Origin of the sequence: Streptomyces sp. NPDC093598, from assembly GCF_044764825.1 — a bacterium.
Lineage (GTDB): Bacteria > Actinomycetota > Actinomycetes > Streptomycetales > Streptomycetaceae > Streptomyces.
Window position 1 is genome coordinate 240,248 of record NZ_JBIWIV010000009.1, and the last position, 23,495, is coordinate 263,742.

Consider the following 23,495-nt stretch of genomic DNA (forward strand, 5'->3'; position numbering starts at 1 on the left):
CTGTCAGGCCACGCGGTACTGCTCGTCGCGGGCGTCGGTGAGGAACATCTGCCCCGGGGCGTGCGTGAGGGCGAACGGCGGACGCGAGGCCATCACGGCCGCCTGCGGGGTCACTCCGCAGGCCCAGAAGACCGGGATGTCGTCCGGTTCGGCGTCCACCGGCTCCCCGAAGTCGGGGCGGCCGAGGTCGTCGATGCCGAGCCCCGAGGGATCGCCGCAGTGCACCGGGCTGCCGTGCACCGCCGGCATGAGACTGCTCTCCCGGATCGCCGCCGCCAGCTGCCGGGGCGGCACCGGCCGCATGGACACCACCAGCGGCCCGTGCAGCCGCCCCGCCGGACGGCACTGCCGGCTCGTGACGTACATCGGGACGTTGCGGCCCTGCTCGACGTGGCGAATCGGAACGCCCGCCTCGCCGAGCGCCCACTCGAAGGTGAAGCTGCACCCGATCAGGAACGACACCAGGTCGTCCCGCCAGTACGCGCGCACGTCCGTCGGCTCGTCCACGAGCTCGCCGTCCCGCCACACCCGGTAGCGCGGCAGGTCGGTGCGCAGATCCGCGCCGTCGGCGAGCACGGTCGTGAAGGAACCGGCGTCCGTGACGTCGAGGACCGGACAGGGCTTGGGGTTGCGCTGGCAGAACAGCAGCATGTCGTAGGCCCAGTCGGCGGGCACCGCGATCAGGTTGACCTGGGTGTGACCCGCGGCGACCCCGGCCGTGGGGCCTGTCAGGCCCTCACGGAAGCGGGCGCGGGCCGTTTCCGGGCGCCACGCGTGCGCCTGCTCGTCGAGAAGGAGCAGGGGGCGGTCCTCGGTGCTCGTGCGGTTCACGTGAGCTCCTTCCCGCGCGTCTCCGGCAGTCCGAGCAGCGCCAGGGCCGCGATGCCGTAGCCGATCGCGCCGAAGACCAGCGCGCCGCCGACGCCCCAGCTGTCGGCCAGGAACCCGACCGTCGTCGGGAACACGGCACCCACCGCGCGGCCGGTGTTGTACGTGAAGCCCTGCCCCGTCCCGCGCACCGCCGTCGGGTACAGCTCGCTCAGGTAGGACCCGAAACCGCTGAAGATCGCCGACATGCAGAACCCGAGCGGGAAACCGAGCACCAGGAGCAGGGTGTTGGCGCCGCTCGGGATGTTCGCGTACGCCAGGATGCACAGCGCCGACAGCAGGGCGAAGAGCCAGATGTTGCGCCGCCGGCCCAGCTTGTCGGTGAGGTAGCCGCCGGTCAGGTAGCCGATGAAGGCGCCCGATATGAGGAACGTCAGATAGCCGCCGGTGCCGACGACCGACAGGTCGCGCTCGGACTTCAGATACGTCGGCACCCAGGTGGCCAGCGTGTAGTAGCCGCCCTGGACACCGGTCGAGAGCAGCACCGCGAAGACGGTGACCCGCAGCAGGCCGGGCTTGAAGATCGCCTTGAACGACCCCTTCTCCGCGCTCTGTTCACGCGCCGCGGTCGCCTCGGGGGCGTCGTGCACACTGCGCCGCAGCCAGACGACGAGCAGTGCGGGCAGCGCTCCGGTCCAGAACATGATGCGCCAGGCCAGGTCGTCGCCGGCCACCGAGAAGACCAGGGTGTAGACGATCACGGCCAGGCCCCAGCCCACGGCCCAGGAGCTCTGGACCGCGCCGAGCGTCCGGCCCCGGTGCTTGGCGCTCGCGTACTCGGCGACCAGGATCGCGCCGACCGCCCACTCACCGCCGAAACCGAGGCCTTGGAGCGCGCGGAAGACCAGCAACGTTTCGTAGTTGGGCGCGAAACCGCAGGCGACCGTGAACACCGCGTACGTGATCACGGTGAGCATCAGCGCCTTCACCCGGCCGACGCGGTCCGCGAGCACCCCCGCGAGGGCGCCGCCGATCGCGGAGACCACCAGCGTGACCGTGGTGAAGAGACCGGTCTGGCCGCTGTTCAGGCCGAAGTACGCGGACAGCGCGACCATGCTCAGCGGCAGCGTGAAGTAGTCGTACGAGTCCAGGGCATAGCCGCCGAAGGCACCGGCGAACGCGCGGCGGCCACGCGGCCCCAGGGCGCGCAGCCAGCCCAACGCCCCGTCGTCCGATGTGGGTTCGGCGAGCGCGGGGCGTGTGTCGTCGGTCAGGGCCTGCGGTGGAGGGTTCGTGCTCATGGGCACCTCGCAGAGGGAGGACGGAGGGTGCTTCGGGGTGAGCCGTGCCGTGCGGAAGCGGTCGGCGCCGCGGTGAGGAAAGCGATGCCGTGCGTAGCACCGTAGAGGATTGTTCAACGATCCCTCAATACCCATGTTGGTTCGTTCTTGGGATCTGCGATTGAATTCCGGCATGGCAGAGCAGCTGAAGGATCTCGCCGACGACCGGGCTCTCCTGGGGCGCACCAGCACCGCGGAACGGGTCTCGGACATCCTCAGGAGCCGGATCGCCGAGGGCTACTTCCCGCCCGGCACCCGCCTGTCGGAGGACAGCATCGGCGGCGCGCTCGGCGTCTCCCGCAACACGCTGCGCGAGGCGTTCCGGCTGCTCACCCACGAACGCCTGCTCGTCCACGAGCTGAACCGGGGCGTCTTCGTCCGGGTCCTGACCGTGGAGGACGTCGAGGACATCTACCGCACGCGCCGGCTCGTCGAGTGCGCGGTCGTCCGAGGGCTCGGTGAGCCGCCGTACGGGCTCGACGGGCTCGCGGATGCGGTGGAGGAGGGGCGGCGGGCGGCTCGGGAAGGTGACTGGAAGGGAGTGGGTACGGCGAACATCCACTTCCACCGGGAGCTGGTCGCGCTGGCCGCGAGCGAGCGCACCGACGAGCTGATGCGGAGTGTCTTCGCCGAACTGCGGCTGGCCTTTCATGTGGTGGACGAGCCGCAGCGACTGCACGAACCCTATATCGCGCGAAATGTCGCTATTCTTCAGGCTCTTCGGCACGGGGACCGCGAACAGGCCGAGAGCCTCCTCGCCGGTTACCTCGACGACTCGCTGGAGCGGGTCGTCGAGGTGTACCGCCGTCGCGTCGGTGAGGACGGCTGAGCAGCAGCACCGCGCCGTTTGGGCCGATGTCAGACCCAGGACCTAGTCTGTGCACCGTGACTTCGCCTGCATCGACGGACAGCGTTCCGCCCCAGCTCAGCGCGGGGCCGCGCCCCGCCCCGGGGCCGGCCGCCGACGAGGGCCTGGCGCGGCGCCTGCGCGCGCTCGCCTGCACCGCCCCGCTGCACGACCTCGACGCGCGCAAGGCCAACCTCGCCGGTGAGTACTCGGTGTACGGCATGGCGGAGGTGGCCCTCGCGGCCATCGACCTGGTCACCCTGAACATGGACTTCGACACGGGCGCGGACCACGACCAGATCGTCGCCCGCCTCATCCCGCGCATCGCCGCCCAGGCCGCGCAGCGGCCCGCCGCCGAGCACGAGCGGGTGGCTCGCTGGGTCCTGGAGAACCTGATCAACGTCGGCAGCGTCGACCGCGGCTTCCGCGCGGTGTACGGCACGTTCGGGGCGGACGGCACCTATGTGCGCCGCGACTACGACTTCAAGCTGATCGAGGAGGTCCCCGGCCCCGGCGGCACGGTCTACCTCCGTACGACGGACGAGGCGGTCAACGTCCTCGTCGGAGCTCTCGACACGGACGTCACCAGCGCGCAGATCGCCGCCGAGGTCAAGCTGGAGGTGCTGGTCAGCCGCGGCCGGCTCGCCGACGCCCAGCTCGCGGCCGAACAGGCCCGCTACCGGACCGTGCAGTACTCGGAGACCCTGCGCCGCGCCCTGGAGGCGACCCGGCGCAACGTGCGCGCGGTGGACTGGCTCTCCACCGTGCCCGACATGATCGCCGAGGCGCTGGAGCACGTCGCCGACCGCTACCGCCACGAGAACGCGATCCTCACGAACATCCGCAAGGCGCGCGACGAGTCCGAGGATCCCGAGAACAAGCGCCGCGCCGCCGAGCTCGTCGACATCGTCAAGGACTGCATCCGCCGGCACACGCAGTTGCAGTCCCGGCTGCTGGAGGCCGGACCGCTGTTCCGCGCCGAGCAGGACCGGCAGGCCTTCGCCGCCCCGATGACGACGTCGGGGACAGATCTGTACGGACATCTCCTCTCGCCCGTGCTGCCGCTGCCGCTGGAGCAGGCCGTGCGCGTCACGGACGCGTTCTTCGGCCATGGCACCGGGCTGCGCACGCCGGTGTCCGTCCGGGTGGGGGACCTCGTCGACATACTGCTGACGCCGCCGGTGGAGCGCGAGCACCTGGGTGCGGAGATGCCGGAGCCCGACCTGATCGCCACGCCGGACGACAGCCGGTTCAGCGAGGAGCAGATGGCGGCGGCGCAGGAGCTGCTCGACCTGCCGGCGGACGCGCCGCGCCGGTTGTCGGGGCTGCTGGCAGAGGCCCGGCGGCAGGATCCCGAACTGCCCTACCTGGTGGCCCTGCTGGCGGTGCACGCCGCCAGTCCGCCGGTCGGCACGGCCTATCGCCAGGGCGAGCAGAAGCTGCTGTTCGCCGTGGACGACGGGACCGAGCTCGACGATCAGGAGTTCGGCGGCGCGGATCTGATCGTCGGCACCGCGCTGCTGGACGCGGCGGGGATGGCGGCGGACCGGACGGAAGCGGCATGAGTCAGTACGAGTGGCACAAGGAGTCCCGACCGTGAGCGAGCATGTCGAGTGGAGCGAGCCGGACGGACCGGCCCCCGCGGCCGGCGCCGCCGTCACTCCCGCCGACGCCGCCGACGCGGCCCGGCTCGTGTCCTTCGGGTTGCAGCCCAAGCTGCAGCCCGCACGCGACCAGGAGTACGCGGACCTGCTGCGGCGCTACCGAGAGGACCCGCCCTTCGCGCGGCTCGCGGACGCCGTCGCGACCGGTCTGGGGCTGATCGTGCTGGAGGTGTCCCCGCGCGCGGGCATGGCCGTGACCGCCGCCGAGGACTCGGTGTTCGCCGTCCGCATGGGCGACTACGCGCGTCGTACGTCCGCCGACGGCGGCGACCGGTTCCTGCACGGCCTCGCCCATCTCGCCGTCGCCGCCCTGGCGTTCCCGCGCCCCGAGGACCTCGCCGACGACGGCTACATCGGCCGGGTGACGGTCAACGGCGTCGACGCCTTCGTGCGCCAGGCCTGCCGCCGGCTGGAGGAGCGCGCCGCCGAGCAGGGCGAGAACACCGACCCGGCGACCGACGCGCCCGGCCTGGAGGCCGCCTGGCGGATCTGGGTCCGGCGCAGCGCCACCGGTGCCACCAAGGACGCACGCCGCCTGGCCGGTTCGACCACCGGCATCGTCGCCAAGGCCGTCGCCTTCCTCACCGACTCCGGATTCCTCCAGCGCACCGGCGACGACCACGGCGGCACCTACCGCACGACCGCCCGCTACCAGCTCCAGGTCCGCGACATGGCCGGCAGCGCCGCCCTGGCCGAGCTGCTGGAACTGGGCGTCGTCCCGGTCACCGACGGCACGCCGACGCTGCTGCCCCCCGAGGAGGGCGACGACCTGGAGCTGGTCGCCGACGCCGGGCTGCCGTTCCACTCGTCCTGAACCCCCCACCGAACGAAGACTGACGAGAGTCCGCCATGTACGAGCTGTCCCGGGTCCGCCTCTACTCGATCGGGCCCGCCGGTGCGCGCTACGCCGACACCGTGCTTGACCTGCGGGGCGTGGGCGAGATCGTGCCCGACCCCGCGCCCACGCAGGCGGAGTTCTTCGAAGAGGAGCCGGTCGGCCCGCCGCGCCGGCCCGCGCCCGCGGGCGTGCTCTTCCTGGAGAACGGCGGCGGCAAGTCGGTGCTGCTCAAGCTGATCTTCTCCGTGATGCTGCCGGGTCACCGGAACACGCTCGGCGGTGCCAGCTCCGGCGTGCTGCGCAAGTTCCTCCTCGCCGACGACTGCGGACACGTCGCACTGGAGTGGCAGCACGTGCTGACCGGCGAGTGCGTCGTCGTCGGCAAGGTCAGTGAGTGGCGCGGTCGGCAGGTCTCCAACGACCCGCGGAAGTTCGCCGAGGCCTGGTACTCCTTCCGCCCCGGGCCCGGACTGAGCCTCGACAACCTCCCCGTGGCCGAGGCCACCGCCGTACGAGCCCCCGTCGAGGGGCAGTCCAGTGCACGCGGGCGACGCCGCACCATGAAGGGCTTCCGTGACGCCCTCACGGAGGCGGGCAAGACCTACCCGCACCTGGAGGTCCACTGGGAGGAGATCCACGACCGCTGGATCGAGCACCTCGGCGACCTCGGCCTCGACCCCGAACTCTTCCGCTACCAGCGGGAGATGAACGCCGACGAAGGTGAGGCCGCCGGTCTCTTCGCGGTCAAGAAGGACGCCGACTTCACCGACCTGCTGCTGCGCGCCGTCACCGACACCCGCGACACCGACGGGCTCGCCGACCTGGTCAGCGGCTTCGGCAACAAGCTCGGCCGGCGCGCCGAGCTGATGGCCGAACGAGACTTCACCGCCGGGTCGGTGGACCTCCTCGGGCGGATCGTCGAGGCCGCCGAGACCCGCTCCCGCGCGCGCGACGTCCACGCCGGAGCCGAGCGCCGCACCCGGACCCTGGCCCGCAGGCTGTCCGCGCGCGGCGCGCAGGAGCGGGTCCGGGCCGCCGACCTGGCCCAGCGGGTCACCGCCGCCGCGTACGCCGTGACGCACGCCGAGGCGGCCCGCGAGCGCAGCGCACTGATCTCCGCCGAACTCGCCTACCGGCACGCCTCGCTGGCGCTCGCCGCGGCCGAGAAGTCCGCCGCCGCGCAGAAGCGCGAGCTCGCCGACGCCCGCACCCTGTACTCCGCCTGGCAGGCCGCCGAGGCCGTGCTGCGCCACCGCGCCGCCTCCGACCGCGTCGCCCGCGTGTCCGCCGCGATCCAGGAGGCCGAGCGGGACGCGGCCCCGGCGCTGGCCGCCCGCTCCAGGGCCGCCGTGGACCTCGTCCGGGCCCTGCACGCGGCCGCGGAGAAGGCGGAGAGCCGCGCCGACGAGGAGGAGGAGCGCTCCGCCGCCCTCCAGGAGGTCAGCGACACCGCCTACCGGGACTCCACCGCCGCCGCCACGCAGGCGCAGCGCGCCCGCAGCGAGATCGGTCACCTCAAGCAGCGCCTCGCCGAGGTCGAGCAGGAGACCGCCGAGGCGGTACGGGCCGGCTGGCTCGACGACTCCGCTCCCGACGCCGACCCGGCCCGTGCGGCCCTCGCCGCCAGCGACGCCGAGAAGACCGCCGTCGCGGCCTGGGACGCGGCCCGCGAGGCGTCCCACCGGGCCACGGAGCACGCGCGCGAAGCCGCTTCCACCGAGAACCGCGCCGAACTGACCGCGGCCCGAGCGGCCGACGCGGCCACCGCGGCGGAGCGGTCGTACGACGCCGAACGCCGCACCGCGGAGGCCCTGGCGGGGGAGGAGCGGCTGGCGGAACTGCTCAGCCTGACCCCACAGACCCGCCCGGGCATCCCGCAGCCCCGCCACGGCACGGACGATGAGCAGGACGCGCAGTCGGCCTCCGGCGCCCAGGGGTTCGGCCCCGAGGAACTCGACCGCTTCGCCGACGACCTGCGCGACCTCCTCGACGACGCCGTGGGCTCAGCGGAACGGCAGCTGTTCGAGCTGCGGACGGCCGCCGCCGACGACGCGCGGATCCTCGGCGCCCTCGGTGACGGCGGGCTGCTGCCGCCCGGCCCGGACGTGCTGGCCACGGTCGAGTTCCTCGGCGAGCACGGCATTCCCGCGCTGCCCGGCTGGCGCTATCTCGCCCAGGCCGTCGACCCGGTCGACCACGCACGCGTGCTGGCCGCCCGGCCCGAACTCGTCGACGGCGTCATCATCACCGACCCCGACTCCCATGCCCGTGCCCGGGAGGCGCTGGGCGACGCGGCTCTGCTGCCCCGTTCCGCCGTGGCCGTCGGCACCGCCGCCGCCCTGCTCGCCCCGACCCCGGCCCCGGACACCGACAACGGCGACGTGTTCCTCGTGCCGCCGAACCCGGCCATGCACGACGAGCACGCCGCCGACGAGGAACGGCAGGCGCTGCGCGCCCGGGCGACCGAGCGGGACGAGGAGATCCGCACCCTCGCCGCCCGGCTCGGCAAGGACCGCGAGCTGGCCGCCCGGCTCGCCTCCTGGCGCACCGGCTGCCCCGCCGGCCGGCTGGCCGAACTGGCCCGGGCGGCCGAGGACACCCGGGAGTTCGCCGAGGAGTCGGAGGCCGAGCTGGCCGAGGCCCGGACCGTGCGGGCCGAGGCCGACGAGGTCGCCGCCGAGGCAGCGCGCGTCAGGGACGAGCGCCAGGAGGCGGCCCAGAAGGCCCGCCGCTCCGCCGACGCCCTGGCCGGGCTCGCCTTCCGGCTGCGCGAGCGGGCCGGCTGGCAGGTCAAGGTGCGCGAACTGGCCGACGAGGCGGCCGAGTCCGAGGCGGGCGCCCAGGCCTGCCTGGAGCGGGCCCGGGCCGCCGACGAGGACCGGCGTGCCGCCCAGCGCGCCGCCGACGACGCCCGTCGCACCGCCCGCGCGCTGCGCGCCGAGCGCTCCGAGATCGCAGGCGCACCCGACGACGTACCCGAGGACGAGTCCCAGACCCCCAAAACCTCCCTGCCCGCCCTGCGCGAGGCCTACCGGGCCGCGTCCCAGCTGTACGAGCAGGTCGGCGTGGGCGCCGACCTGCGCGCCGAGCAGGCCCGTGCCGAGAGCGACGAGAGCGCGGCCCGCGCGGAGCTGGACCGGCTGAGCAACAAGGTCCGTACGCGCGCGGAGCAGCTCCTCGAATCCCCCGACGGCTCCGACGGGCCCAGCCGGCAGGCCGCCGCCGCCCGCGCCGAGGAGCTGGTGCAGCTCCTGGAGACCCGGATGTCCACCGCGAGCGAGCAGCTCGGGCGGCTGCGCGGCGAGGCCGAACGGCTCGCGCCCGAGGACGGTGAGGCCCACACCGGCCTCGACGAGGACCTCCAGCCGCGCGACGCCGAGCACGCCCAGACCCTCCTGCGCACCGCCACCGCCGAACTCGCCTCCCGCACCGAGGCGCTGAACCAGGCCCGCGAGGCGCACACCGGCCTCCTGGAGGCCCACCGCGCCGCCGAGGACGCGGCGAGCGGCTTCGACGAGATCGCCGCCATGCTCCGCGACCTGCTGCGGGAGCACACCACGGACGAGGAGCACGAGGAGCCCGAGCCCTACCCCGGCAGCCCGGAGGAGGCCCGGCAGGCGGCCGCCGAGGCCCGCCGCTCCCTGCGCGGCTGCGCCGCCGACCTGTCCGCCGCCGAGTCCGCGGTCCGCGAGGCGAGCGACATCCTCGTGCGGCACGCCAACTCCACGCGCTACGAGCAGGTCCGCACCCCGGCCCGCCAGCAGATCCGCGAACTGCCCGCCTCCGCGCTGCCCGAGCACGCCCAGAAGTGGGCGGACGCCTTCGCACCCCGGCTGCGCGTCCTGACCGACGAACTGGAGCAGCTGGAGCGCAACCGCGACTCCATCGTGGACCGCCTGCGCGGCCTCGTCGAGTCGGCCCTGGCCACCCTGCGCTCGGCCCAGCGGCTCTCCCGGCTGCCGGAGGGCCTCGGCGAGTGGTCGGGGCAGGAGTTCCTCCGCATCCGCTTCGAGGAACCCGACCAGGCCACGCTCACCGAGCGGCTCGGCGAGGTCATCGACGAGGCGACCCGCGCCGCCGTCAAGAAGAACTCCGACCTGCGCCGCGACGGGATGTCCCTGCTGCTGCGGGGCGTCGCGGCGGCCCTCCAGCCCAAGGGCGTCGCCGTCGAGATCCTCAAGCCGGACGCGGTGCTGCGCGCCGAGCGCGTCCCCGTCGGGCAGATGGGCGACGTCTTCTCCGGCGGTCAGCTCCTCACCGCCGCCATCGCCCTGTACTGCACGATGGCCGCGCTGCGTTCGAACGACCGGGGCCGCGACAAGCACCGGCACGCCGGCACACTGTTCCTCGACAACCCCATCGGCCGCGCCAACGCCACGTACCTGCTGGAACTCCAGCGGGCGGTGTCGGACGCCCTCGGTGTGCAGCTCCTGTACACCACGGGCCTGTTCGACACCACCGCGCTGGCCGAGTTCCCCCTGGTCATCCGCATGCGCAACGACGCCGACCTGAGGGCGGGCCTCAAGTACATCAGCGTCGAGGAACATCTCCGCCCGGGCCTGCCGCGTGAGGCCCCCGACGGGGAGGCCGTACACAGCGAGATCACGGCGACCAGGATGTACAAGCGCCCGGTTTCCTAGGCGGCGTCCTCCCGCAGGAGATCCGCGCACTTCTCCCCGATCATCATGGTGGTGATGCAGGGGTTGACGGTGACGAGGTCGGGCATGACCGACCCGTCGGCGACGCGCAACCCCTGCACCCCCTTGACCCGCAGCCGTGCGTCCAGGGGGGCCGAAGGATCACCGTCCGCGCCCATCTTCACCGTGCAGGACGGGTGGTAGACGGTGTTGTGCGTCCTGTGGATGTAGTCGAGCAGCTCGTCGTCCGTGCGCACATCGGGACCGGGGGCGAGTTCCGCTCCCGCCCAGCCGCTCAGCGCGGGCTGCTCGGCGATCCGACGGGCCAGCCTCAGCCCGTACGTCATCACCCGCACGTCGTGCTCGTGCGTGAAGTAGCGCGGATCGACCTTCGGCTTGTCCCGGTAGTCCCGGGTCCGCAGCCGTACCGTCCCCCGTGACCTCGCCCGCGTCACGTTGGGCGTGAGGCAGAACGCGTTCTCGGAGGTGGGGTAGCCGTGCCGCGCGGTGTTCATGTCGAAGGGCACGGACCCGTAGTGGAACATCAGGTCCGGCCGGTCGAGCCCGGGCTCTGTGTCGTAGAAGACACCCGCCTCCCACCACTGGCTGGACGTGGTGGGCATGGGCTGCCGGGCCTCCCACATGATCACGCCCTCGGGGTGGTCCTGGAGGTTCTCGCCGACGCCGGGTGCGTCCACGACCACCTCGACGCCGACCTCGCGCAGATGCCCGGCCGGTCCGATGCCCGACAGCATCAGCAGTTTCGGCGAGTCGATCGCCCCGCAGGACACGATCACCTCGCGCCGCGCCCGTACCGTCCGGGTGTGGATCAGGTCCGGGTCGAGGTACTTCGCGCCCACGCAGCGCCGCCCGTCGAGCAGCAGCTTCCTGGCCCGTACACCCGTCCTTACCTCCAGGTTGGGCCGCTTGCCGAGGATCGGGTGCAGATAGGCGACCGAGGACGACTGGCGGATGTTGTTCTCGTCGGAGTTGATCTGGAACCAGTTGGCGCCCCGGACCACCGTGCGGCCCGTGTTGAAGGGGACGGTGGGGATGCCCGCCTGGGCGCACGCCTCCAGCAGGGCCGTGCCGCAGGGGTCGTCGCTCTTCAGCGTGCGCAGCTTCACCGGGCCGGTGCGGCCGTGGTGGTCGCCGGGGGCGTCGTTGTTCTCCAGCCGCCGGTACAGCGGGAACAGGTCGGCGGCGCTCCAGCCCGTGCAGCCCGCGGCCGCCCAGTCGTCGAGGTCCTCGGCCGGGGCCCAGAAGGCGATGCAGGAGTTGTGGGAGGAACAGCCGCCGAGCACCTTGGCGCGCGCGTGCCGCATGAAGCTGTTGCCGCTGGTCTGCGGTTCGACCGGGTAGTCCCAGTCGTAGCCGGACTCCAGCAGCCCCATCCAGCGCTCCAGCCGCAGGACGTCGTCGTCTCCGACGTCGCTCGGGCCGGCCTCCAGCACGCACACCGTGACGGAGGGGTCCTCGGAGAGCCGGGCCGCCACCACGTTGCCCGCGGTGCCGCCGCCGACGACGACGTAGTCGAACTCATGCGTACTCATGGGTTCTCCTTCAGCCCTCAGTCGGCCGCCGGGGCGGCGACGGGAACGGTGGCCGAGGCCTCGGAACGGTGCTCGGCGAGCACGCCGGTCCGGTGGCGCTGGACGAACCAGTAGTAGGCGAAGCCGCCGCCGGCGATGACGGCGACGAACAGCACCGCGCCCCAGCGCAGGTACCAGTGATAGGGAGCCGCGGCGTTGTAGACCGCGGCCCGCGGCCAGATCAGGTTGAGCGTCATGGCCGCGCCCCACACGACGGCCAGGATGTTGACCGGCAGCCCCCAGCGGCCCAGCGAGAACCGGCCCTCGCCCGCGGGCTGCCACTTCCCCCGCAGCCGGGCGACCAGCAGCGGCACCGTGACGCCCAGGTAGGCGAGGTAGATCATGATGATGCCGATGCTGGTGACGACCGTGAAGATCTGCGGCTGACGGATGTTGACCACCAGGATCGCCAGCGCCAGGATCCCGATGATCACGGTGGGCAGGACCGGCGTCTGGAACCGCGGATGGCACTTGGCCAGCTTCGAGGACGCGGGCAGGTTGTTGTCGCGGGCCATCGCGAACGCCAGCCGGACCGCCGCCGTGTGCACCGCCAGGGCGCACACCGTCACCGCGATCAGCACGCACCACAGCATCGCCTTGCCGGCCGTCGGGCCGAGCACGTCCAGCACGATGTACTGCAGGCCGTCCGTGGAGAGCTTGTCGCCCTTCAGGCTGGAGACGCTCATCAGGGCGAGCAGGAGGATCAGGCCGCCGAGGACGAAGGACGCCACGATCGCCCGGATGATCGCGCGGGGCGCGTTCCGGGTCGGGTCCAGGGACTCCTCACCGAGCGAGGCGGCGGTGTCGAAGCCGTACATCACGTACGCCGAGGCCAGCGAGGCAACCAGGAAGGCCCCCAGGTAGCCGCTGCCGTAACCGGCGCCGGTGCCGTGCGTCTCCATGACGACCTGCGGACCGCGCGTGATGTGGACCGCGAACATGATGATCAATACGACGGTGGCGATCAACTCGATGAACACGCCCGCCGTGTTGATCCTGGCCATCAGCTTGACGCCGAAGGCGTTCACGAGGGTCGTGAACAGGATCAACACCGCGGCCAGGATGACCGCGTTGGTCGCCACGTCGTACGTACCGGTGCCGTCCCCCACGAACTGGAAGAACGACGAGATCTGCGGCAGGGTCAGCTGGTAGGCCAGCGCGACGGCCGATATGGACACGATCGAGGCGATCAGCATCATCCAGCCGGCGAGCCAGCCCAGATGGGGATTGCCGATCTTCTTCGACCAGTTGTAGACGGAGCCCGCCACGGGATAGCGGGCGGCGAGCTCCGCGAAACACAGGGCGACCATGAACTGGCCGACGAAGACCATCGGCCACGACCACCAGTAGGCGGGGCCGCCACTGCCGTAGCCGAAGTAGAACAGCTGGAAGGTGCCGGTGAGGATCGAGATGTAGCTGATGCCGGCGGCGAAGGTGTGGAAGTTGCCCAGGGTGCGTTTCAGCTCGGGTCTGTAGCCGAACTCGGTGAGTTCGGCGTCGTCCCGGCCGTGTGGGTCGGTCGACTCTGCGGTTGTCTTCATGGGCGGTTCCTCAATGGGTGTGCCTCAGGGCGTGGTCGGTCAGTCGAACCAACCCTGGGGTGTGGGGCGGGTGTTGCGCCAGATGTGCTTCGTCTCGCGATACTCGGCGAGCCCCGCGGGCCCGAGTTCGCGGCCGAAGCCGGACTGCTTGAATCCGCCCCACTCCGCCTGCGGGACGTAGGGGTGGTAGTCGTTGATCCAGACGGTGCCGAGCCGCAGCCGGGCCGCGACCCGGGCCGCGCGGGCCTCGTCGCTCGTCCACACGGCGCCGGCCAGACCGTAGACCGTGTCGTTGGCGAGGCGTACGGCCTCCTCCTCGCTGCTGAACCGTTCGACCGTGAGGACCGGCCCGAAGGATTCCTCCTGGACCACCGACATCCCCGCGACGCACTCGTCCAGCACCGTGGGCAGGTAGTAGAAGCCGTCCGCGAGGTCCGGCCGGTCCGGGCGCGAGCCGCCGCACCGCAGCACCGCGCCCTCCGCCAGGCCCTTCGCCACGTACGCCTCGACCTTGGCGCGGTGCGCGGCCGAGATCAGCGGCCCGGTCCGCGCCCGTTCGTCGAACGGCCCGCCCAGCCGGATGGACCGAGCCCGGCGTACGACCTCGTCGACGAACCGGTCGTGCAGGGCGTCCTCGACGAGCAGCCGCGCTCCGGCCGAGCAGACCTGCCCCGAGTGCAGGAACACGGCGGTCAGCGCCATGTCGACGGCCGCCTCGAAGCCGGCGTCGGCGAAGACGATGTTCGGGTTCTTGCCGCCGAGTTCGAGGGCCACCTTCTTCACCGTCCCGGCGGCCGTCGCCATCAGCCGGCGGCCGGTCTCCAGGCCGCCGGTGAAGGAGACGAGGTCCACGTCCGGATGGTCGGCGAGCGGGGCGCCCGCCTCCGGGCCGGCGCCCAGGACCAGGTTGCCTGCGCCCGGCGGAAGACCGGCTTCCGTCAGCAGCCGCAGGAGGTGGATCGCGGTGTGCGGGGTCAGTTCGCTCGGTTTCAGCACGAAGGTGTTGCCCGCCGCGAGAGCCGGGGCCACCTTCCAGGCCGTCTGCAGCAGCGGGTAGTTCCAGGGGGTGATCAGCCCGCACACGCCGACCGGTTCGTGCACCACCCGGCTGTCGACGTCGTCCCGGCCCGTGTCGACGACCCGGCCCTGCTCGCTCGCCACCAGCCGCCCGAAGTAGCGGAAGCAGTTCGCGATGTCGTGGATGTCGTACTCGCTCTCGACGAGCCGTTTGCCCGTGTCCAGGGACTCCGCGCGGGCGAGGGCGTCCTTGTCCCGCACGAGCAGCTCCGCGACACGCAGCAGCAGATCGCCGCGTTCCTGGGCCGGAGTCCGCGGCCAGGGCCCTGCGTCGAAGGCATGCCGGGCCGCGGCGATCGCCTCCACCGTGTCCTTGCCGCCCGCCTCGTCCACGACTGCGACCAGGGAGCCGTCGGCCGGGCAGCGGATCTCACGGGTGCGCTCGTCGACCGCTCCCCGCCACTCACCGTCAATGAACAGGTCCGGCATGCGCGCCTCCCAGCCGCTCGACGAGCCATTCGTGGAAGATCTGGATGTGGTGCTCGTTGGGGACCAGCACACCGCCCTCGCGGTACGCGCGGGAAGCCATGGCCGGCTGCGTCCGTTCACAGGCTTCAAAATCCTGGACGTTCACCCGGTGGAAGAGCTCCACGGACCTCGACACGTCCGCCCCCGACTCCACCACCTCGGGCGCGTACAGCCAGTCGCACTCGACGACCGTGCGGTCCTCGGCGAGCGGGAACATGCGGTGCAGGATGACGTGGTCCGGGACGAGGTTGACGAAGACGGTCGGCTTGACGGTGATGGCGTAGTAGCGGCGGTCCTGGTCGGCGCTCACGTCGGGCAGCCTGCCGAAGCCCTCGCCGCCGTCGACGGTGAAGCCCTTGACCTGCTCCCCGAACTCGGCGCCGTGGCCCACGTAGTACTGGGCGGCGTACCCGTCGGCGAACTCCGGCAGCACCTCGGTGAGTTCGGGGTGGATCGTCGCACAGTGGTAGCACTCCATGAAGTTCTCGACGATCAGTTTCCAGTTCGCCTTCACGTCATAGGTGATGCGTTTGCCGAGCGCGAGGTTCTCCGTGCCGTAATGATCGATCGCCGCGACATCGCCGAGCCGCTCGACGGCCGCCTGTACGACCGTCTCCTCGAAGGAGGGCGGCTCGTCCGCCAGACACACCCAGGCGTAGCCGAGCCACTCGCGCAGGGCCACGTGGATCAGCCCGTACGCGACCCGGTCGACGTCCGGCATCTTGATCAGGTTGGGCGCGGCGATCAACTTGCCGTCGAGGTCGTACGTCCACGCGTGGTACGGGCACTGGAGCGTGCGGCGGATCTCGCCCGACTCCTCAAGGCAGAGGCGAGCCCCGCGGTGCCGGCACACGTTGAGGAAGGCGCGCAGTTCGCCCTTGCGGGTACGGGTGATGATGACGTTCTCGCGACCGACCTGGACGGTGCGGAAGGCGCCCGGCCGGTCCAGGTCGGAGCCGCGGACCGCGCAGAACCACAGCGACTCGAAGACGTGTTCCTGCTCCTGCCGGAAGATGTCCGGGTCGGTGTAGTAGCGCCCGGGGAGGGTGGCGATCAGGCTCGGGGTGGTCGGGGTCGTCGTCACGTGCGTGCTCCTCAAAGAGGCCAAGGCATGCCTCCTAACGGCGGATGCGCGTCATCTTCGGGTCGAACAGCGGCTCCTCGGCGACCGTGGCCGGGACCTTCTCGCCGAAGTACTCGATGTGCACGCCGGTGCCCGTGGTGAGACCCGCGGGCAGCCAGGCGTAGGCGATGCAGCGGCCGAGCGTGTAGCCGTGCGACGCGCTGGTGACGTAGCCGGCCGGGGCGCCGTCGACATGGACCGGCTCCTTGCCGAGGACGACGGCGTCGGGGGCGTCGAGGAGGAGGGGCGTGAGGCGCCGGGCGGGCTCGCCGGCCCGGGCCAGGGCCGCCCTGCCGACGAAGTCCTCACCGTCCATACGGACCGCGAAGCCGAGGCCCGCCTCGAACGGGTCGTGCTCGTCGGTCATGTCGGCGCCCCAGGCGCGGTAGCCCTTCTCCAGACGCAGGGAGTTGAACGCCGATCGGCCCGCCGCGATCACGCCGAGCTCCCGGCCGGCCTCCCACAGCGTGTCCCAGAGCCGGAGTCCCAGGTCGGCGGTGGTGTACAGCTCCCAGCCCAGCTCGCCGACGTAACTCAGCCGCAGGGCGGTCACCGGGACGTGCCCGATGTACGTCTCCTTGGCCCGGAAGTAGCCGAAGGCCTCATGGGAGAAGTCGTCCGGAGTGAGCGGCTGGACGAGGTCGCGGGCGAGCGGGCCCCAGACGCCCACGCAGCACGTGCCGGAGGTGACGTCCCGGATGTGGACGTCGTCAGGCGCGTGACGCAGCAGCCAGTCGAGGTCGGCGGGGGAATTGGCGCCGACCTGGAAGCGGTCGGGGGCGAGGCGGGCCACGGTGAGGTCGGAGCGGATGCCGCCCCCCTCGTCGAGGAGGAGGGTGTAGGTGACCGCACCGGGCTTCTTGCGGAGGTTGTTGCTGGTCATGCGGTCGAGGAAGCCGAGGGCCCCGGGGCCGGTGACGTCGAGGCGGCGCAGCGGCGTCATGTCGTAGAGGGCGACGCCCTCGCGGGTCGCCTTCGCCTCGGCCGCCGCGATCGGGGACCAGTGGCGGGCCGCCCAGGCATCACGCTCGGGAAGAGGCCCGAGGCCGTCCACGAGCGGGGCGTTCACCTCGTACCAGTGCGGACGCTCCCAGCCGCCGCTTTCCAGGAAGTACGCGCCGAGCTGCTGCTGCCTGGCGTGGAAGGGGCTGACGCGCAGGGGCCGTGGCCGCTCCATGGGCTGGAGCGGGTGGATGACGTCGTACACCTCGACGAACTGCTGCGCCCCGCGCTCCAGGACGTACGACGGGGAGCGCTGCGCCTCCTCGAACCGCGTGAGGTCGCACTCGTGCAGGTCGATCGAGGGCCGCCCGTCCACCATCCACTCGGCGACCGCCTTGGCGACACCGGCCGAGTGCGTTACCCAGACGGCCTCGGCCAGCCAGAAGCCGCGCAGCCGCCGGGACTCGCCGAGGACCGGCATCCCGTCCGGGGTGAAGGAGAAGACGCCGTTGAAGCCCGCCTCGATCCCGGCGTCGCGCAGGGCGGGCATGAGGTGCCGGCAGTCGGCCCAGCTGGGGGCCCAGTCCTCCTCCGTGAAGGGGTACGAGGACGGCATGTCCATGTTCCGGGCCCGGGCCTCGTCGTACGGCAGGACCGCGAACGGGTCGACGGGCAGGGGGCGGTGGGCGTAGGAGCCGATGCCGATGCGGTCGGTGTGCTCGCGGAAGTACAGGTCGCGGTCCTGGAAGCGGAGGATCGGCTTCGAGGCCTCCGCGGTGGCGCCGCTCAGCTCGGGGAGCGGCCCGGTCCTGGCGTACTGGTGGGCGAGCGGCTGCAGAGGCACGTCGACTCCGGCCATGCGGCCGATGACCGGGCCCCAGAACCCCGCCGCCGAGACGACATGGTCGGCCGGGAAGGTGCCCTGGTCGGTGACGACGGCGGTCACCCGGCCGTCCGTCTGCTCGATGCCGGTGACCGTGTGCCGGTCCAGGAAGCGGGCGCCCCGCGCGGTGGCCCGGGCCATCTGGGCGCGCGCGGCGAGCAGGGCCCGGGCGAGGCCGTCGTCCGGGGTGTGGAAGCCGCCGAGGACCACCGACTCGTCGATCAGCGGCCACAGTTCCTTGCAGCGCGCGGCGCTGACGATCTCGCCGCGCACACCCCAGGAGGCGGCGTAGCCGGCCCTGCGGTGCAGCTCTGCGAGCCGCTCGGGGGTGGTGGCCAGCTCCAGGCCGCCGACCTGGTGGAAGCAGGAGACGCCGTCGACGTCGAGGGAGCCGAACTTCTCGACGGTGTACCGGGCGAGGGCGGTGAGCGTCTTCGACGGGCTGGTCTGGAAGACGAGGCCGGGTGCGTGCGAGGTGGAGCCGCCGGGGGCGGGCAGGGGGCCCTGTTCGAGGACGGTGATGTCGGTCCAGCCGCGGGCGGTCAGTTCGTCGGCGAGGGAGCAGCCGACGATGCCGGCGCCGATGACGACCACGCGGGGGTTTTCGGGTGTGCTGGACATGCCCCTCCTTGCCGGGACGGAGAACGCGTTGGGGGAGTGGGGCGTTGGGGTTGTGGAGTCATGGGGAGCGGGGTGCCGGGTTGCGGAGGTGCGGGGAGCCGAGTTCTGGGGTTGCGAGGTGGGTGAGGCCCGGAGGCTCAGGGAGCGGGGTGTGCGCTCACAGCACGACCACCGAGCGCAGCACCTCACCCCGGTGCATCTTCGCGAACGCCGCCTCCACCTGGTCCAGCGCGATGGTCTCGCTGACGAAGGCGTTCAGATCCAGCAGCCCGTACAGGTACTGGTCGATGAGGAACGGGAAGTCGCGGCTCGGCAGACAGTCGCCGTACCAGGACGACTTGATCGCGCCACCCCGCGAGAACACGTCGATCAGCGGCAGTTCGACCTTCATCTCGGGGGACGGCACGCCGACCTGGACCAGCAGACCCGCGTGGTCGCGCATGTAGAAGGCCTGCCGGAAGGTCTCGGGACGGCCCACCGCGTCGATCGCGATGTCGACACCGAAGCCGCCGGTGAGCTCCCGCACCGCCTCGACCGGGTCCGTGCCCCGTGAGTTGACGGTGTGCGTGGCGCCGAACTTCTCCGCCTGGTCGAGCTTCCTGTCGTCGATGTCCACGGCGATGACCTTCATGGCGCCGTTGAGGCAGGCGCCCGCGATCGCCGCGTTGCCCACTCCGCCACAGCCGATCACGGCGACCGAGTCGCCCCGGCCGACGTTGCCGGTGTTGACCGCGGCGCCGTATCCGGCCATCACGCCGCAACCGATGAGCCCGGCCGCCTCCGAGCGTGCGGCCGGATCGATCTTCACCGCCTGCCCTGCCGCGACCAGCGTCTTCTCGGCGAAGGCGCCGATGCCGAGCGCGTTGGAGAGCGGCGTGCCGTCCAGCAGGGTCATCGGCTGTGCGGCGTTGCGGGAGTCGAAGCAGTACCAGGGGCGGCCGCGGCGACAGGAACGGCAACTGCCGCAAGGGGCCCGCCAGGCCAGCACCACGTAGTCGCCGGGTTTGAGCTCGGTGACCCCCTCGCCGACCGCCTCGATCGTGCCCGCCGCCTCGTGGCCCAGCAGAAACGGGAAGCCGTCGTCGATCGCGCCCTCCCGGTAGTGCAGATCCGTGTGGCAGACCCCGCACGCCTGCACGGTGACGAGGACCTCCCCGGGCCCGGGATCGGGGACCACGATCGTCTGCACCTCGACGGGTGCGCCCTTCTCGACAGCGACTACGGCACGGACCTCGTGTGGCACGACAAGCTCCTCTGCTGTTGCGCAGTGCACGATGGGTTGCGCGATGGGGAACATAGTGGGAACGCCATCGAGGAACCGTCAAGAGGTGCGGGCCATGGTTCGGGTCAACCCTTGGAAAACGGAACGGGACGGGCGAAACCCGCCTGACACACAACAGCGCGGGACCAGGTGTTTCACCTGGCCCCGCGCTGTGCTCCCGCGCTGCCGGCCGACCGGCCCGGGCTACGTCAGAAGCCGTACCCCATACGACGGGACAGCTCGATCGCGGCCGCTTCCGTGCGCTTGGCCACCTCGGGCAGCCGCTCCTGGCTCAGCCGGTACACCGGCCCCGAGACGCTGAGCGAGGCGATGACCTTGCCGTCGTGGGCCCGGACGGGAGACGCCGCTGCCGCCAGCCCGATCTCCAGCTCCTCCATCGTGATCGCGTACCCCTGCTGCACCACGGTGTCCAGCTCGCCCCGCAGCAGGGACGCCACCGTCGTGGTCCGCTCCGTGAAGCGGTGCAGCGGGCGCGCCAGCAGACCTTCGCGCAGGGTCGGCGGCAGATGGGCGAGCAGCACCTTTCCGCTGGCCGTGGCATGCAGTGGGGTGCGCCGGCCGAGCCAGTTCTGCGCGGTGACGGACGCGGTGCCGCGGGCCTGCATGATGTTGACCGCCGCGTCGTCGTCCAGGACCGCGATGTTGACCGTCTCGCCCAGCTCGTCGGCGAGTTCCCGGCACACCGGGACGCCCTCCTGCGAGACGTCCAGCCGCACTGCCGCCGCCCCCGCGAGGCGCAGTACGCCGGCGCCCAGGTAGTACTTGCCGCGGTCCTTCGCCTGGGCCACCAGGCCGCGGTTCTCCAGGACGCCGAGCAGCCGGAACGCCGTGGACTTGTGCACGTCCAGCTCGTCGGCGATCTCGGTCACCCCCGCCTCGCCGTGCCGGGCGAGGATCTCCAGCACACTCACGGCGCGATCCACCGACTGGACGGCACTCGCCGCGCCTCTGCCGCTCTGCCCGGCTCCGTTCTCCGTGCGGTTCTCCTCCTGGCCGGACTGCTTCTGCGTGCGGGTCATGGCTGAACTCTCACCACCTGTCGGCCCTGTTTGGGCCGCATCTGCGGGAACCCCTTGACGCGACGGTCGTCCCGCCCGGATTCTGTTGCGCATAGCGCTTGCTCATGCGTCATGTGAAACATCATGTTACCGAAGCGTCCGGATCTCGGTAGGGGTCGAGCTCCCGGCAGGGGACTCGACCTGACGGCGGGACCGGATGACGTGCACCAACACCCTCGTGCCCGGACCCGCCCCGGTCCCGGCACTCCCTGGAACTGCCTACAGTCTGGCCGAACTGGTCCGGACCATGCGTCCCGGACCGAGAGGGGGGCCCATGATTCCCGTCTGCCGCCTCGAAGACCTCCCCAAGGGTGAGTCCTTCCGCGTCGAGACGACCCCGCCCGTCGCCGTGTTCCACACCGACGACGGCGATCTCTACGCCATCGACGACACCTGCACCCACCAGGACGCCTCCCTGTCCGAGGGCTGGCTGGAGGGCTGCCTCGTCGAATGCCCCCTGCACGCCGCCTCGTTCGACCTGCGCACGGGCGTCCCGACCTGCCTTCCGGCCCGCCGCCCCGTCCGCACCCACCGCGTCACCGTCGACGACGGCGTCATCCACGTCCACCTCGCGGTGGAGGAGGGGACGGCGGCGTGAACGCGATGCGTGCCGGCGATGCGAGCAGCGGAGCCGCTGCCGCGGTGTGCCGCACCACGGCCGGTGAGGGCCACATGCGCTGGTGGCGTACCGCGGCCGGCGCGGCCCCCGTGCGGACCCCTCTGGCGCGGCTCACCTCCGACGGTGCGGCCTGTGTGCCGGTCGCCCACGCGGGTCGTTCCGGGGCAGGTGCGGCCGGCGGCGTTCCCGGCGCCCCGAGGAGGCAGCCCGCATGCGAACCGTGACCATCGTCGGCGCCTCGCTCTCCGGTCTCTACGCCGCCCGGGAACTGCGCGCCCAGGGCTACGACGGGCGTCTCGTCATCGTCGGTGACGAATCCCACCACCCCTACGACCGACCTCCCCTCTCCAAGGACTTCCTCACCGGCCGGGCCGACGAGACTCAACTCGCTCTCACCGACGCCGAGGAGACCGCCGAACTCGGCGCCGAGTGGATCCTCGGCGTCCGTGGCCGCGCCCTCGACGCCCGCGGGCGCACCGTGCTGCTGGACGACGGCCGCACCGTCTCCACCGACGGCGTCGTCATCGCCACCGGCGCCTCGGCCCGCCGACTGCCGGGCGACAGGCTCGCCGGAGTGCACACGCTGCGCACTCTCGACGACGCCCGGGCCCTGCGCGAGGAACTCACCCGGGGCCCCCGCCGGGTCGTCGTCATCGGCGGCGGTTTCATCGGCGCCGAGACCGCGTCGTCGTGTGCCTCCCTCGGCCACTCCGTCACCGTCGTCGAGGCCGCCCCGCTGCCGCTCGTGCCTCAACTGGGCGCCGAGATGGCCGCCGTGTGCGCCGCACTGCACCGCCGGGCCGGCGTGGACCTGGTCACCGGCACCGGAGTGGCCGGGCTGCGCGGTACCGCCACCGTCACCGGCGTGGACCTCACCGACGGCCGCACCCTTCCCGCGGACGTCGTGATCGTCGGCATCGGCGTCGTCCCCAACACCGCCTGGCTGGCGGGCTCGACCCTGGCTCTGCACAACGGCGTCCTGTGCGACGACGGCTGTGTGACGGCCCTGCCGCAGGTGGTCGCCGTCGGCGACGTCGCAAGGGCCGGCGGCCACCGCGCCGAGCACTGGACGTCCGCCACCCAGCAGCCGAAGGCCGCCGTGGCCAACCTGCTCGCCGGACGCACCGCCGAGACCGCCGTCACGGTGCCCTACTTCTGGTCCGATCAGTACGGCGCCCGCATCCAGTTCGCAGGCCGACGCAGCGACGCTGACACCGTCCGCATCACCGAGGGCGAAATCTGCGACGGCGCACCGGCCGAGGGCGGCTTCCTGGCCCGGTACGAGCGGGACGGCCGTACGACAGCGGTGCTCGCCGTGGACCGCCCACGCCCCTTCATGCGGGCGAGACGCGAACTCGCGCGGGGCGCGGGGGAGGAGCGGGTGCGGCCGGTCCTACGGTGAGGAGGCGCCGGATCGAGCCTCGGCCGAGTGACCGCTCTCGCGCGTCGCCCCGCCGCGGCCTCCGTCGCCACGCCTCACGAGTGGGACAACTGCCCGGCTCCACCACGCCGGCGTATCCGCCCCTGCGTCCGCTCGTCGGCCCGCTCCTGCCGCCGGGTCCGGCGCCGCTCGCGCCGCAGCGCCCGAGCCGTGCTGCTCGGCACGGACACCACGCCGTTGCGCTGGTTCCAGACCTGGCGCGTCACCCACACGTCGAGCGCTCCCCAAGTGGCCGCGATCGTGCTGACCACACTGCTGATCACCATCGGGAACGCCAGCCAGGACCCGGCCATCGTGCACAGGAACGCCACCATCGCCTGGATCAGCGTCACGGATATGAGAAGGACCGCCCGCACGGCCGCCGTCCGCACCGGATCCGGCAAGCGGCGCCGCCGCGCGGGCTCCTCGACCCACAGGGGCCGGTAGTGCTGCTGCTCCCGAGCGCCGCGACCCACCTCCGGAGCCAGGACCCCCGGCTCCGCTCCCGAGGGGTCCGCCACGCCCTCGGGAATGTCGCGATCGGTCGCCTCGGGACCCCGATGCCCCGTCAGCTGCGCCCCACCCGCCCTGGGCGCACCGTGCCGTTCCGCCGTGCCCATCACCGTGTCACTCCCCACCGCCAGCAGACCGCTCGCTCGCATCCGAAGACCCGTGCTCCCCAGTGGCTGCCCGGCTTGCGCTGTTTTACGCCGCC

The 23,495-nt window shown here is 72.2% G+C and carries 16 protein-coding genes; 6 read left to right on the top strand and 10 right to left on the bottom strand.

Annotation, left to right across the window (positions count from 1 at the left end; all coding sequences use genetic code 11):
- Positions 1–3: 3 nt before the first annotated feature.
- The gene (locus ACIRDU_RS25650; RefSeq protein ID WP_403583139.1) at positions 4–831 is read right to left on the bottom strand and encodes a putative hydro-lyase; all 828 of its coding nucleotides are present in this window, start codon (positions 829–831) and stop codon (positions 4–6) included.
- The gene (locus ACIRDU_RS25655; RefSeq protein ID WP_403583142.1) at positions 828–2,129 is read right to left on the bottom strand and encodes an MFS transporter; all 1,302 of its coding nucleotides are present in this window, start codon (positions 2,127–2,129) and stop codon (positions 828–830) included. The genes ACIRDU_RS25650 and ACIRDU_RS25655 overlap by 4 nt, the downstream gene beginning before the upstream one ends.
- Before the next feature lie 172 nt (positions 2,130–2,301).
- Between ACIRDU_RS25655 and ACIRDU_RS25660 the strand changes: the two genes are divergently transcribed.
- Genes ACIRDU_RS25660 through ACIRDU_RS25675 form a run of 4 tightly spaced genes read left to right on the top strand, consistent with a single transcriptional unit; the run spans position 2,302 to position 10,157 of the window.
- Entirely contained in the window at positions 2,302–2,997 is a 696-nt protein-coding gene (locus ACIRDU_RS25660) for a GntR family transcriptional regulator (protein WP_403583144.1), read from the top strand.
- A 56-nt stretch (positions 2,998–3,053) separates the two neighbouring features.
- Positions 3,054–4,580 carry a hypothetical protein gene (locus tag ACIRDU_RS25665; RefSeq protein ID WP_403583146.1) on the top strand — a complete coding sequence of 509 codons (1,527 nt, stop codon included), beginning with the start codon at positions 3,054–3,056 and terminating at the stop codon, positions 4,578–4,580.
- 31 nt (positions 4,581–4,611) lie between these two features.
- Positions 4,612–5,493, top strand: coding sequence for a hypothetical protein (locus ACIRDU_RS25670; RefSeq protein WP_403583149.1), 882 nt, complete (start codon positions 4,612–4,614; stop codon positions 5,491–5,493).
- Between the two features lie 35 nt (positions 5,494–5,528).
- Entirely contained in the window at positions 5,529–10,157 is a 4,629-nt protein-coding gene (locus ACIRDU_RS25675) for a hypothetical protein (RefSeq protein ID WP_403583152.1), read from the top strand.
- Here ACIRDU_RS25675 and ACIRDU_RS25680 read toward each other — a convergent pair.
- The 7 genes from ACIRDU_RS25680 to ACIRDU_RS25710 all read right to left on the bottom strand — a co-directional run bounded on the left by ACIRDU_RS25680 (position 10,154) and on the right by ACIRDU_RS25710 (position 20,702).
- Positions 10,154–11,707, bottom strand: coding sequence for a GMC family oxidoreductase (locus ACIRDU_RS25680; protein WP_403583155.1), 1,554 nt, complete (start codon positions 11,705–11,707; stop codon positions 10,154–10,156). The genes ACIRDU_RS25675 and ACIRDU_RS25680 overlap by 4 nt on opposite strands.
- Positions 11,708–11,724: 17 nt before the next feature.
- The gene (locus ACIRDU_RS25685) at positions 11,725–13,287 is read right to left on the bottom strand and encodes an APC family permease (protein WP_403583158.1); all 1,563 of its coding nucleotides are present in this window, start codon (positions 13,285–13,287) and stop codon (positions 11,725–11,727) included.
- Positions 13,288–13,326: 39 nt separating this feature from the next.
- Positions 13,327–14,793, bottom strand: coding sequence for an aldehyde dehydrogenase family protein (locus ACIRDU_RS25690; RefSeq protein ID WP_403583161.1), 1,467 nt, complete (start codon positions 14,791–14,793; stop codon positions 13,327–13,329).
- Positions 14,774–15,916, bottom strand: a complete 1,143-nt coding sequence (locus ACIRDU_RS25695; protein ID WP_403583163.1) for an aromatic ring-hydroxylating dioxygenase subunit alpha — start codon at positions 15,914–15,916, stop codon at positions 14,774–14,776. The genes ACIRDU_RS25690 and ACIRDU_RS25695 overlap by 20 nt, the downstream gene beginning before the upstream one ends.
- A 34-nt stretch (positions 15,917–15,950) precedes the next feature.
- Positions 15,951–18,401 carry an FAD-dependent oxidoreductase gene (locus tag ACIRDU_RS25700; RefSeq protein WP_403583166.1) on the bottom strand — a complete coding sequence of 817 codons (2,451 nt, stop codon included), beginning with the start codon at positions 18,399–18,401 and terminating at the stop codon, positions 15,951–15,953.
- A 157-nt stretch (positions 18,402–18,558) separates the two neighbouring features.
- Positions 18,559–19,644 (bottom strand): S-(hydroxymethyl)mycothiol dehydrogenase, encoded by a 1,086-nt coding sequence (locus ACIRDU_RS25705; RefSeq protein ID WP_403583168.1) that lies wholly within the window; start codon positions 19,642–19,644, stop codon positions 18,559–18,561.
- Positions 19,645–19,871: 227 nt separating this feature from the next.
- Positions 19,872–20,702: an IclR family transcriptional regulator gene (locus ACIRDU_RS25710; protein WP_403583170.1), complete on the bottom strand. Its 831-nt coding sequence runs from the start codon at positions 20,700–20,702 to the stop codon at positions 19,872–19,874.
- Between the two features lie 313 nt (positions 20,703–21,015).
- Here ACIRDU_RS25710 and ACIRDU_RS25715 point away from each other — a divergent pair, with 313 nt between their 5' ends.
- Entirely contained in the window at positions 21,016–21,339 is a 324-nt protein-coding gene (locus tag ACIRDU_RS25715; protein ID WP_403583173.1) for a bifunctional 3-phenylpropionate/cinnamic acid dioxygenase ferredoxin subunit, read from the top strand.
- Between the two features lie 232 nt (positions 21,340–21,571).
- Entirely contained in the window at positions 21,572–22,762 is a 1,191-nt protein-coding gene (locus ACIRDU_RS25720) for an NAD(P)/FAD-dependent oxidoreductase (RefSeq protein ID WP_403583175.1), read from the top strand.
- Between the two features lie 74 nt (positions 22,763–22,836).
- On the opposite strand, the gene ACIRDU_RS25725 is transcribed toward ACIRDU_RS25720, so the two are convergent.
- Positions 22,837–23,400 carry a hypothetical protein gene (locus ACIRDU_RS25725; protein WP_403583239.1) on the bottom strand — a complete coding sequence of 188 codons (564 nt, stop codon included), beginning with the start codon at positions 23,398–23,400 and terminating at the stop codon, positions 22,837–22,839.
- Positions 23,401–23,495 lie beyond the last annotated feature (95 nt).

Bases quoted from the DNA above. Each gene is read 5' to 3' on its own strand.
- ACIRDU_RS25655 (WP_403583142.1), bottom strand. From the start codon at position 2,129: ATGAGCACGAACCCTCCACCGCAGGCCCTGACCGACGACACACGCCCC.
- ACIRDU_RS25660 (WP_403583144.1), top strand. From the start codon at position 2,302: ATGGCAGAGCAGCTGAAGGATCTCGCCGACGACCGGGCTCTCCTGGGG.
- ACIRDU_RS25675 (WP_403583152.1), top strand. From the start codon at position 5,529: ATGTACGAGCTGTCCCGGGTCCGCCTCTACTCGATCGGGCCCGCCGGT.
- ACIRDU_RS25680 (WP_403583155.1), bottom strand. From the start codon at position 11,707: ATGAGTACGCATGAGTTCGACTACGTCGTCGTCGGCGGCGGCACCGCG.
- ACIRDU_RS25685 (WP_403583158.1), bottom strand. From the start codon at position 13,287: ATGAAGACAACCGCAGAGTCGACCGACCCACACGGCCGGGACGACGCC.
- ACIRDU_RS25690 (WP_403583161.1), bottom strand. From the start codon at position 14,793: ATGCCGGACCTGTTCATTGACGGTGAGTGGCGGGGAGCGGTCGACGAG.
- ACIRDU_RS25700 (WP_403583166.1), bottom strand. From the start codon at position 18,401: ATGTCCAGCACACCCGAAAACCCCCGCGTGGTCGTCATCGGCGCCGGC.
- ACIRDU_RS25710 (WP_403583170.1), bottom strand. From the start codon at position 20,702: ATGACCCGCACGCAGAAGCAGTCCGGCCAGGAGGAGAACCGCACGGAG.
- ACIRDU_RS25715 (WP_403583173.1), top strand. From the start codon at position 21,016: ATGATTCCCGTCTGCCGCCTCGAAGACCTCCCCAAGGGTGAGTCCTTC.
- ACIRDU_RS25720 (WP_403583175.1), top strand. From the start codon at position 21,572: ATGCGAACCGTGACCATCGTCGGCGCCTCGCTCTCCGGTCTCTACGCC.
- ACIRDU_RS25725 (WP_403583239.1), bottom strand. From the start codon at position 23,400: ATGGGCACGGCGGAACGGCACGGTGCGCCCAGGGCGGGTGGGGCGCAG.